This window comes from Microbispora rosea (assembly GCF_900156315.1).
Taxonomy (GTDB): Bacteria; Actinomycetota; Actinomycetes; order Streptosporangiales; family Streptosporangiaceae; genus Microbispora; species Microbispora rosea.
In genome coordinates this window covers 17,497-28,980 of the sequence record NZ_FTNI01000013.1, presented here as the reverse complement: position 1 = coordinate 28,980, position 11,484 = coordinate 17,497, and the positions used below count along the sequence as shown (strand labels likewise).

Annotated in this window: 8 protein-coding genes; 4 read left to right on the top strand and 4 right to left on the bottom strand. The window is 72.7% G+C overall.

The genetic code is table 11. From position 1 onward, the window contains the following. Window positions 1-17: 17 nt before the first annotated feature. The 4 genes from meaB to BXA11_RS19240 form a co-directional block, all read right to left on the bottom strand. Window positions 18-1,022: a methylmalonyl Co-A mutase-associated GTPase MeaB gene (gene meaB, locus BXA11_RS19255; protein WP_076436416.1), complete on the bottom strand. Its 1,005-nt coding sequence runs from the start codon at window positions 1,020-1,022 to the stop codon at window positions 18-20. Continuing rightward, window positions 1,019-3,172: a methylmalonyl-CoA mutase gene (gene scpA, locus BXA11_RS19250; RefSeq protein ID WP_076436414.1), complete on the bottom strand. Its 2,154-nt coding sequence runs from the start codon at window positions 3,170-3,172 to the stop codon at window positions 1,019-1,021. The genes meaB and scpA overlap by 4 nt, the downstream gene beginning before the upstream one ends. Beyond that, window positions 3,169-4,971, bottom strand: a complete 1,803-nt coding sequence (locus tag BXA11_RS19245; protein WP_076436412.1) for a methylmalonyl-CoA mutase subunit beta — start codon at window positions 4,969-4,971, stop codon at window positions 3,169-3,171. The genes scpA and BXA11_RS19245 overlap by 4 nt, the downstream gene beginning before the upstream one ends. A 75-nt stretch (window positions 4,972-5,046) precedes the next feature. Further along, on the bottom strand, window positions 5,047-5,829 hold the full coding sequence (locus BXA11_RS19240) for a peptidoglycan recognition protein family protein (RefSeq protein WP_083744390.1): 783 nt from the start codon (window positions 5,827-5,829) through the stop codon (window positions 5,047-5,049). A 162-nt stretch (window positions 5,830-5,991) separates the two neighbouring features. Here BXA11_RS19240 and BXA11_RS19235 point away from each other — a divergent pair, with 162 nt between their 5' ends. The 4 genes from BXA11_RS19235 to BXA11_RS19220 all read left to right on the top strand — a co-directional run bounded on the left by BXA11_RS19235 (window position 5,992) and on the right by BXA11_RS19220 (window position 11,437). After that, window positions 5,992-7,113, top strand: coding sequence for a DUF5925 domain-containing protein (locus tag BXA11_RS19235; protein WP_076436410.1), 1,122 nt, complete (start codon window positions 5,992-5,994; stop codon window positions 7,111-7,113). Between the two features lie 93 nt (window positions 7,114-7,206). Further along, entirely contained in the window at window positions 7,207-8,328 is a 1,122-nt protein-coding gene (locus BXA11_RS19230; protein ID WP_239105046.1) for a C39 family peptidase, read from the top strand. After that, window positions 8,325-10,163 carry a S9 family peptidase gene (locus tag BXA11_RS19225; protein WP_239105045.1) on the top strand — a complete coding sequence of 613 codons (1,839 nt, stop codon included), beginning with the start codon at window positions 8,325-8,327 and terminating at the stop codon, window positions 10,161-10,163. The genes BXA11_RS19230 and BXA11_RS19225 overlap by 4 nt, the downstream gene beginning before the upstream one ends. Continuing rightward, complete coding sequence (locus BXA11_RS19220) at window positions 10,160-11,437, top strand: M20/M25/M40 family metallo-hydrolase (protein WP_076436406.1); 1,278 nt, start codon at window positions 10,160-10,162, stop codon at window positions 11,435-11,437. The genes BXA11_RS19225 and BXA11_RS19220 overlap by 4 nt, the downstream gene beginning before the upstream one ends. Window positions 11,438-11,484: the final 47 nt, after the last annotated feature.

The window sequence follows — 11,484 nt, the reverse complement described above, 5'->3', positions numbered from 1 at the left end:
ACGGGTAGCGATCTTTCTCACTCGGGAGGAAAGGTGATGCCCCGGGTGTCATGAGATGCGTCCGCCTGGTCTTCGGTGGCCAGGAAGGCCGCCAGGATGCGGTCGGCGGCCAGCGCGGGGGTGAGGGCCCCGGCGAGGACCTGCCGCTCGATGTCCGGCGCGATCTCCCCGGTGGCGTCGCGGAGCATGGCCAGCAGCCGCTCCCTGACCAGCGCCCACGTCCACTCGACCTGCTGGCGGCTGCGCCTGGCGGCGAGGTCGGCGCCCTCCTGGTGGCGCACGATGTGCGCCCACAGCTCCTCCAGCCCGGCGCCGGTGAGACCGCTGCAGGTCAGCACCGGTGTGGCCGAGCGCAGCAGCCGCAGCGCCCCGGACAGCTCACGCGCCGCCTTGCGCGCGGCCATCTCGTGCTCGCCGTCGGCCTTGTTGACCGCGATGACGTCGGCCAGCTCCAGCACGCCCTTCTTGATGCCCTGGAGCTGGTCCCCCGTGCGGGCGAGGGTGAGCAGGAGGAAGGTGTCGACCATGTCGGCGACCGCCGTCTCCGACTGGCCGACCCCGACCGTCTCGACGAGCACGATGTCGTAGCCCGCCGCCTCCACGACGACGATGGCCTCGCGGGTGGCCTTCGCCACGCCGCCCAGGGTCCCGGCCGTGGGGGACGGCCGGATGAAGGCGTCAGGGTCGGCCGACAGCCGGGCCATCCGGGTCTTGTCCCCCAGGATGCTACCGCCGGAGCGCCGCGACGAGGGGTCCACGGCCAGCACGGCCACCCGGTGCCCCTGCCCGGTGAGATGCGTGCCGAGCGCCTCGATGAAGGTCGACTTGCCGACCCCGGGCACCCCGGACACGCCCACCCTGCGGGCCTTGCCGGCATGCGGGGTGAGCTCGACCAGCAGCCGCTGCGCCATCTCCCGATGGTCGGCCCTGGTCGACTCCACCAGCGTGATGGCCCGGGCGGTCCACCGCCGGTCGCCCGACAGCACGCCCTTGACGTAGTCCTCGATCCCCGATGCGATCACCGATGCGATCCCCGATGACCCAGCCGGGCCGACAGCTCGCGCAGCAGCTCCAGGGCGGCGTCGGCGATCACCGTGCCGGGCAGGAAGATCGCCGACGCGCCCGCGGCCCGCAGCTCCTCGACGTCGTCCGGAGGGATCACCCCGCCGACCACGATCATGATGTCCTCCGCGCCGAGACCGGCGAGCGCCTGCCGCAGCGCGGGCACCAGCGTCAGGTGCCCGGCCGCCAGCGAGGAGACCCCGACCACGTGCACGTCGGCCTCGACGGCCTGCCGGGCGACCTCCTCGGGAGTCTGGAACAGCGGGCCGACGTCGACGTCGAAACCGAGGTCGGCGAAGCCGCTCGCGATCACCTTCTGGCCCCGGTCGTGACCGTCCTGGCCCATCTTCGCGACGAGGATCCTTGGCCGGCGGCCCTCCGCCTTCTCGAACTGCGCGCACGCCTCCCGGACCCGGTCCGCGGCGCCGCCCACCTCCGCGCGGTACACGCCCGATATCGTACGGATCTGCGCGGCGTGCCGGCCGAAGACCTTCTCCAGCGCGTCGGAGATCTCCCCGACCGTGGCCTTGGCCCTGGCGGCGTTCACCGCGAGCTCCAGCAGGTTGTCCCCGCCGGCCGCGCCCTTCGTCAGCGCCTCCAGCGCCTCGGCGACGGCACCGGCCGAGCGCTCCTCGCGCAGCCTGCGGAGCTTGTCGATCTGCTGGTTGCGCACCGCCGTGTTGTCGACCTTGAGCACCTCGATCGGCTCGTCGGCCTCGGGGCGGTACTTGTTGACGCCGATCACCGGCTGCCTTCCGGAGTCGATGCGGGCCTGGGTGCGGGCCGCCGCCTCCTCGATGCGCATCTTGGGCAGCCCCTGGTCGATGGCCCTGGCCATGCCGCCGGCCCGCTCGACCTCCTGAATGTGACCCCAGGCCGCCCGCGCGAGCTCGCGGGTGAGGGTCTCGACGTAGTAGGAGCCGCCCCACGGGTCGATGACCCGTGTGGTGCCCGACTCCTGCTGGAGCAGCAGCTGGGTGTTGCGGGCGATCCGCGCCGAGAAGTCGCTCGGCAGCGCGAGCGCCTCGTCCAGGGCGTTGGTGTGCAGCGACTGGGTGTGCCCCTGGGTGGCCGCCATCGCCTCGACGCAGGTCCGTGCGACGTTGTTGAACACGTCCTGCGCGGTCAGCGACCATCCGGAGGTCTGGCTGTGGGTGCGCAGCGACAGCGACTTGGGGTTGGCCGGGTCGAAGCCCTTGACCAGGCGGGCCCACAGCAGCCGGGCGGCGCGGAGCTTGGCGACCTCCATGAAGAAGTTCATGCCGATGCACCAGAAGAACGACAGGCGCGGCGCGAACTCGTCGATGCCCAGCCCCGCCTGGACTCCGGCGCGCAGATACTCCAGCCCGTCGGCCAGCGTGTACGCGAGCTCCAGATCGCACGTCGCCCCGGCCTCCTGGATGTGGTAGCCGGAGATCGAGATCGAGTTGAACTTCGGCATCCGCCTGGAGGTGTACTCGAAGATGTCGGAGATGATCCGCATCGACGGGCCCGGCGGGTAGATGTAGGTGTTGCGGACCATGAACTCCTTGAGGATGTCGTTCTGGATGGTCCCCGCCAGCTTGTCGGGCGTGACGCCCTGCTCCTCGGCCGCGACGATGTAGAGCGCCAGGATCGGCAGCACCGCGCCGTTCATCGTCATCGACACGCTCATCCGGTCGAGCGGGATCCCGTCGAACAGCTGCCGCATGTCGTAGATCGAGTCGATCGCCACGCCCGCCATGCCGACGTCGCCGGCCACGCGGGGGTGGTCGGAGTCGTAGCCCCGGTGGGTCGCGAGGTCGAAGGCGACCGACAGGCCCTTCTGCCCGGCCGCCAGGTTGCGCCGGTAGAACGCGTTGGACTCCTCGGCCGTGGAGAACCCGGCGTACTGCCGGACGGTCCACGGCTGGGTGACGTACATCGTCGGGTAGGGACCGCGCAGGAAGGGCGCGACGCCCGGGTAGGTCGCGAGGGACGCACCGTCCTCCAGGTCGGCCGCCGTGTAGAACGGCTTGACGGCGATGCCCTCGGGCGTCTCCCACACGGGGGTCTCCCAGGCCGGGCCGTCCGGGATGTCCGCGGCGGCGGCGCCCGACCCCAGGTCAATCTCCGAGAAGTCCGGAATCATCGAGGCACTCCCAGATCGTCGAACGTCGCGCGGAGCACCCCGAGCGCGTCACAGCCCGCGTACAGGGTGGCGTCCACCCCCTCATACTCCCCCTTCCCCGCCAGCCAGACCGTGCGCGCCCCGGCCTCCCGCAGCGCCGCGGCCACCGCCGCCGCGTGCTCGCCGTACAGCCGGTCGCCGGAGCACAGGCAGGCCACGGGCGTGCCGGAGTCGCGGAAGGCGGCGGCGATCGCGGCCGGGTCGGTGCCCGGGCCGCTGGTGACGGTCGCCACGCCGCCCGCCGCGAACAGGTTGGCGGCGAACGCCGCCCTCGTGGTGTGCGCGGCGACCGGCCCGATCGTGGCGAGGAACACGGTGGGCCGGCTCGGCTGGGCGTCGGCCAGGTCGCGCAGCGCCTCGAACTCCTCGGCGTACCGCGTCACCGGCAGCCCCTCACCGGACGTGGCCCCGGACGCGGCGGCGAGCCCCGGGCCGGGACGCCGGGACACCGCTCTCTCCTTCAGGTCGGGGAACTCGCTGACCCCGGTGATCGGATCGCGGCGGTGGGCGAGGTTGTCCGCGCGCCCGGCCCTGGTCGCCGCCAGCCGCTCGGGGACCAGCCGCTCCAGCGCGGCCGCCATGCCGCCGGCCCGCTCGATCTCCTGGAACCACTCCCAGGCCCGGACCGCGAGATCCTCGGTGAGCCGTTCCACATACCAGGAGCCGCCGGCCGGGTCGGCCACGCGGGCGACGTTCGCCTCCTCCACCAGCAGCGACTGGGTGTTGCGGGCGATGCGTCGGGCGAACGCGTCGGGCAGCCCGAGGCAGGCGTCGAACGGCTGGACCGTCACCGCGTCGGCCCCGCCCACTCCGGCCGCGAAGCAGGCGACGGTCGTGCGCAGCATGTTCACCCAGGGGTCCCTGACCGTCATCATCGCCGAGGAGGTGACCGCGTGCTGCAGTTGGCCACCCGGCCCGCCGACCACCTCGGCGACCCGCGCCCACAGCCGCCGCGCGGCCCGGAGCTTGGCGATGGTGAGGAACTGGTCGGCGGTCGCGGCGTAGCGGAACTCGAGCTGCCCGAACGCCTGCTCGGCCGTCAGGCCCGCGCCGGTCAGCGCCCGCAGGTAGGCGACGCCGGTCGCGACCGAGCAGCCGAGCTCCTCGGCGTCGGCGCCGCCCGCGTCGTGGTACGGCAACGCGTCGACCGTGATCGCCCGCAGGCCGGGGTGATCGGCGGCGCAGCGGCGGGCGAGCGCCACGGCGGCGGCGGTGTCCACGGTCGCGCCGGTGCGGGCCGCCAGCCCGATCGGGTCGGCGCCCAAGTTGCCCGCGGGCACCGAGACTCCGCCGACGAGGCGCAGGAACGTCTCCGCCGCCTCGGCCGTACGCGGGCCGGCGTCGAGGACGACCGGGGCGAGGTCGAGCAGGACGCCGTCGAGCACGGCCGGCAGCGCGGCCGGGCCGCTCGCGTTCAGATCGAGCCACAGGGACGTGACGCCGTTCTCCAGGTCGGCGTGGATCGCCTCCCGCGTCGCGGCCGGATCCGGGTCGGCGTGCCGCTGGCGCACGTCCCACGGACCCGGCGCCCGCGCCGTCCGCGGCGCGGTCGGAAGGTCGGCGGCGTCGTACAGCGGGGCGACCGCCACCCCGTCGTAGGTCGTGGTGGTCAGGGCGGCCTCGACCTCGTCCGGCGAACCGTCCCAGCCGGATCTGCGCAGCACCTCGGCCGCGAGCGTCCTCCACTGCTCCCGCGTGGCCTGCGGAAACCCCGCTGCGGGATCGGCGAGATCGTCGAGTTCAACAGGCGGCACCGTCATGAACCGGATGCTAGATGCACCGGCCCGGTCTCGGGGCCCCGGGGTCCCGGTCTGTGGACGACGCCGGGTGCCTAATCACTTGGCGAACGCGGCGTTCCAGGTGTCGGGGCCGACGATGCCGTCCACGTCGAGGCGCCGGTCCTTCTGGAACCTGCGGCACACGTCCCGGGAGTCCGGCCCGTACGCGCCGTCCACGACGATGTCGTAGCCGAGTTCCTTCATCCGGGCCTGCCAGGTCCGCACGTCGTCGCCGCGCATCACCGGCGGATATTTGAGCAGGCGGCCGGGCCACTTCTGCGTGGGCTGCGGTTCCGGCTCCGGTTCGGGATCCGGCTGCGGCTGGGTGGCGCCGGGACGCGGCGCGCCCTTCTTGATCCAGGCGTACAGCGGGTCCCCGGGGCAGTCGGTGGAGTAGCCGTCGCGGTGGCCCTTGATCTCCTTGCCCGCGCCGCCCTTGGCTCGCAGATACTCCACCGCGTCCAGGATCGCGTGCAGGATGCCGTCGGTCGGCTGGATCAGGCCGGCGTTGCCAACGAGGCCGAGCACCGCGTAGTGGCCGGAGTTCAGGCCGGGTCCGTTGGCGGCCGGCAGGTGCCCCGGCCCGCGTCCGGTGAAGACCTTCCGATGCGGACAGGCCACCATCGAATAGCCGATGTCGATCCAGCCGTTGCCGTCGATGTGAAAGTTCTGGATGGACTTCACCATGGCCACGCACTTGGCGTGGTCGGTGACGATGCCCGGGTCCACCCGGCCGCCGGTGTAGTGGACCTTCACGCCGCGCGTGGAGGTCAGCGACGAGTACGAGCCCCGGGGAGGACGCGCGCCCCATTCAGCGCGGGACACGAGATCGATGGCCACAGTGCTCTCCGTTGAAAACCGTACGACTGGACACCGAGCGTAGCGGTAACGCCCCAACAGCTACTGCCTTTTGCCCATAAGAAACTACTTAAACGGCAAGCAAAGTGAATACGTCGATAAATCCATTCGACAGAGCAAGTCGTACGTCGAGATCATCACTGCATGTCCGTTCTCAAGGAGGTCGACTTCTCCCCTCACTCCACGCCCCCGCCGCCGGTGCCGATGCGGATCTGGCTCGACGACGCCGACAGCCCGGCCGACGTCATCGACGCCCTGGCGCTGTCGCCGTTCGCGACCGGCGAGCAGCCCTGGTCGCGCACCACCAGCCTCGGCCGGGTCCGCGCGGACGCCCCGCTGACCGCCGAGGGCGGCCGGCTGCTGCGGGTCGCCCAGCACACCGACGGCTACGAGACCCGGCTGATCGCGGGCGAGGGATGGACGCTTCGGGTGGCGCGCGGCGCGAACCGGTCGGCGACGCTCACCGCCACGGCGGTGAGCGAGGAACTGGCCGGCTCGGTCCTGGAGCAGGCGACCAGGGACGCGGAGGAGGCCGCCCCCGACGCCGACCACGTGCGCATGGGCTTCTGGTGGCGGTCGAGCCACGGGCCGCACCGCTCCGGCAAGCCCATCACCACCTCGTCCTGGCAGGAAATCAGGCGGAACTACCCCCGGGCCGCCGCCGGCCGCCTTGACGCCCTCATGGCCACCACCGCGGCCGGCGTGACGGGCCGGCTGATCCTCCTGCACGGCCCGCCCGGCACCGGCAAGACGACGCTGCTGCGCACGCTCGCGCGCGAGTGGGCGTCGTGGTGCCAGGTCGACTGCGTGCTCGACCCCGAGCTGCTGTTCAACGACCCGGGCTACCTGATGGACGTCGCCGTCGGCTGGGACGGCCCGGGTGAGGACGAGGAGCCGCGCTGGCGGCTGCTCGTCCTGGAGGACTGCGACGAACTGATCCGCGCCGAGGCCAAGCAGTCGACGGGCCAGGGCCTGTCACGCCTGCTCAACCTGACCGACGGGCTGCTCGGCCAGGGCAGGGACGTGCTCGTGGCCATCACGACCAACGAGGACCTCAGCAGGCTCCATCCGGCCGTCGTACGGCCCGGGCGGTGCCTGGCGCAGATCGAGGTCGGCCGGTTCGACTCCGGGCAGGCGGCCGAGTGGCTGGGCCACGCCGAAGGCGCCGGTCCTGGCGATGCCACGCTGGCGGAACTGTTCGCCCTGCGGGACGGCCATCCGTCCGTCGCGCCCGATCCTGCGCCCGCCACCGGCCTCTATCTCTGACAGGACCACGGCGGCCGATGCCGTACTGTCCGATGTGTCGGATACGTAAACCATCCGATGTGCCAGGTCGGGGCGGTAACAACAATCGGCGAGGTGGTCACCCTGCTGTCGGCCGGACCGAGCCCCCAGGTGAGCCCCGTCGTCCTCCACCGGTGGTCCGTCGAGGCCCGGGAGTCGGGGACGGCGAAATATCTGGACCCGTTCGCTCCCGGCGGCGAGCGGGAGTGGCCCTACCTCCGCTGGACGTCCCCCGAGCGGGAGATCGGCTTCGCGGCCACCGAACTGGTGCCGTCGTGGACGGCCGCCGCGCCGCCCGGCGCCTGGCTGGAGATCGAGATCCAGGCGCGGACGGTCACCGGCGAGCCGACCAAGTGGTACGTCATGGGCAGGTGGGCCGAGACCGACGCCGACATCCACCGCACGTCGCTGCCCGGGCAGGGGGACGCCGACGGGGACGTCGCGGTGGACACCTTCGTCGCCGCCCGCCCCGTCACCTCCTACCGCGTACGCGCCACCCTGTACGGCAGCGGCGGCGGCGTGCGCTCGCTCACCGTGATGGCCTCGGCCGTGGGGCAGGCGGGCAGAGGCGGCCCGCCTGGCCTGCGGGCGGTCGAGCTCGACGTGCCGCGCCGTTCACAGAAGGCCCACACGGGGCACTACCCGCAGTGGGACGGCGGCGGGGAGTCCTGGTGCAGCCCCGCGTCGTTCACGATGGTGCTGGACTACTGGGGCCGCGGGCCCGCCCCTGCCGACCTCGCCTGGGTCACCCCCGGCGACCCGTGCCCCGCCGTCGACCACGCCGCGCGGGACACGTACGACCACAGCTACCAGGGCACCGGCAACTGGCCCTTCGGCGTCGCGTACGCCGGGAGGTACGGGCTGGACGGCTTCGTCACGCGGCTGCGCTCGCTGGCCGAGCTGGAGCGGTTCGTCGCCGCCGGGATCCCGGTGATCACCTCTCAGGCGTTCCGCGATCACGAGCTGCCGGGTGCCGGATACTCCACCGGCGGGCACATCATGGTCGTCACGGGATTCACGGCCGACGGCGACGTCATCGCGAACGACCCGGCCGCGCCGGACGACGGCGGCGTGCGGCGGGTGTACCCGCGCGCGGCGTTCGAGAGCGTCTGGCTGCGCGCCACGAGCAGCGGGGGGATCGCGCACATCGTGCATCCCCCCGGCACTCCGCTTCCAGAATCCGGGGGGAACTGGTGACCATCAGAGCCGTCGACGTCGCGCGGGTGGACGACCGCCCGGTGTGGGTCGAGATCTCGGGAGACGAGGTCTGGTGGGACGAGCCGCGCCCGCGCGAGGGCGGCCGGCGCTGCGTGGTGCGGCGCATGGCCGACGGCGTCATCGAGGACGTGCTCCCGCAGGGCTGGAACGCCAGGAACCGGGTCATGGAGTACGGCGGGCGGTCCTGGCGGGCGCACGAGGGCCGCCTGGTATTCACCAACTGGGCGGACGGCCGGATCTACCTGTGCACGCCCGGCGAGGAGCCGGTTCCGCTCACCCCCGAGGAGCCCGCCCGCTACGCCGACCTCGTCGTCCACGGCGACGAGGTGTGGTGCGTGCGCGAGCGGGGCGACGCCCGCAGCGGGGACCGGGACATCGTCGCGGTGCCGCTCGACGGCTCTCCCCTGCGCAGCGTGGTGAAGACCCACCATTTCCTGATGAACCCGCGCGTCTCGCCGGACGGGCGGACGCTCGCCTGGATCGGCTGGAACCACCCCGACATGCCCTGGGACGCCACCGAGCTCTGCGTCGGATCCGTGGACGGCGGCCCCCATCGCGTCCTGCTGTCCGGCGCGTCCACCTGCCAGGCCGAGTGGCGCGACGACGAGAGCCTGTACACCGTCACCGACCCCACCGGCTGGTGGAACATCCACCTCGTCGGCCTGGACGGCGCCGCGCGCGACCTGACCCCGGTGCCGCTGGAGTTCGGCGACGCCACCTGGAAGATCGGCGGCACGTTCTTCGCCGTCGCGGACGGGCGGATCGCCGCCGTGTACGGCACGGCCGACGAGCGACGGCTCGGGGTCGCCGACGACCCGGCGGGCACCGGGTCGATCAGGGACGTCGGCGGCGGCTACACCTACTGGGCGCCCGCCCTGTCGGCCTCGGGCTCCCATGTCGTGGGGGTCGCGGGCTCGCCGCACCGGCCGTACGAGGTGGTGCGGGTCCACCTGGACACGGGGGCGCACGAGGTGCTGTCCCCGGGCAAGCCGATGCCCGAGGACGCCGAGCTGCCCACGCCCGAGGCGGTGACCGTCGCGGGGGTCCACGCGCACCTGTACGCCCCTGCGGCCCGGTCAGACGGCGGGCCCGCGCCGTACGTGGTGTTCGTGCACGGCGGGCCGACGAGTTCCGCGCCGCCGGTGCTCGACCTGGAGATCGCCTACTTCACCAGCAGGGGCATCGGCGTCGCCGAGGTCAACTACGGCGGCTCCACCGGCTACGGCCGGGCCTACCGCGAGCGACTGCGCCACAGCTGGGGCGTGGTGGACGTGCGCGACTGCGAGACGGTGGCGCGGTGGCTGCTGGACAGCGGGCGTGCGGAGAAGGTGGCGATCAGAGGCGGCAGCGCGGGCGGCTGGACGTCGATGGCCGCCCTCGTCCACAGCGACGTGTTCTGCGGCGCGGTGTCCCACTACGGCATCTCCGACCCCGAACACTGGGCGGCGGAGACGCACGACTTCGAGTCGCGTTACCTCGACGGGCTGATCGGCCCGCTGCCCGAGACCCGGCAGCGCTACGTGGACAGGTCGCCCGAACTGCACGCGGAACGGGCCTCCGGGCCGGCCCTGCTCCTGCACGGCCTGGAGGACAAGGTGGTCGATCCCGCGCAGTCGGAGCGCTTCGCCGCCGCGCTGGCCCGTCACGGGCACCGCTGGGCGTACCTCACCTTTGAGGGGGAACAGCACGGGTGGCGGCGCGAGGAGACGATCGTCCGGGCCCTGGAGGCCGAGCTGGCGTTCTACGGGATCGTCTTCGGCTTCCCCACCCCCGAGGTGCCACCGCTGACGCTCGACAAGGGGGAAACACCGTGAGTGAGGTCGCGGAGCTCTGCTCGGAACTGCTGCGGATCGACACCACCAACGACGGGTCCGGCGACGGACCGGGCGAGCGGCGGGCCGCCGAATACGTGGCGTCCCTGCTCGCCGAGGTCGGCATCGAACCGGTGGTGTTCGAGTCGGCGCCGCGCCGCACCAGCGTGGTGGCCCGCATCCCCGGCGACAGCCGCGACGCGCTGCTCATGCACGGGCACCTCGACGTCGTGCCCGCCGACCCGGCCGAGTGGGGAACGCACCCGTTCTCCGGGGAGATCTCCGGCGGCTGCGTGCACGGCCGGGGCGCGGTCGACATGAAAGGCACGCTCGCCATGACCCTCGCCTGGGCCCGCGAGAACGCGCGCAGGGGCGTGCGTCCCCGGCGCGACCTCGTGCTGGCGTTCCTCGCCGACGAGGAGTCCACCGGCGAGTACGGCGCGGGCCACGCGGTCGAACGGCACCGCGACCTGTTCGAGGGCTGCACGGAGGCGATCAGCGAGTCCGGCGGCTTCTCCTGGTATGAGGACGGCGTCCGCATCTACCCGGTGGCCGTCGGAGAGCGCGGCACCGCCTGGATGCGCCTGACCGCGCGCGGCGTGCCCGGTCACGGGTCCAAGCCCGCCGTGGACAACCCCGTGGCCGAGCTGGCCCGGGCCCTCGCCCGCCTCGCCGACCACCGATGGCCCGTACGGCTGACGCCCGAGGTGGCCCGGCTGATCGACGAGCTGTCGCGGGCGCTCGGCCGGTCGATCGACCTCGACCGGCTGGAGGAGGAGATCGAGCGGATTCCCCGCGCGGCCGCCCTGTTCAAGGGGGTGCTGCGCAACTCCGCCAACCCGACCATGCTCGACGCGGGATACAAGGTCAACGTAATCCCCGGCACGGCCGAGGCCCACGTGGACGGCCGGTTCCTTCCGGGGCAGCGCGACGAGTTCCTGGAGACCGTCGACCGGCTGCTCGGCCCGAAGGTCACCCGCGAGTTCGTCAGCTTCGAGGAGGCCGTCTCCTCCCCCGCCGAGGGCCTGTTCGACGAGCTCACCGCCGCCCTGCTCGCCGAGGACCCCGCCGGCAGGCCGGTGCCGTACGTCATGACCGGCGGCACCGACGCCAAGTGGTTCGCCAGGATCGGCATCAGGGGCTACGGCTTCGCACCGCTGCTGCTGCCGCCTGCCCTCGACTACTTCGGCATGTTCCACGGTCTCGACGAGCGAGTGCCCGTCGAGGGCCTGGAGTTCGGCGTCCGCGTCCTCGACCGCCTGCTCACGACGGGGTAGAACGTCTCCGGAGGTAGCAGCCGGAGGCACCTGTCGCGCGCCGACCG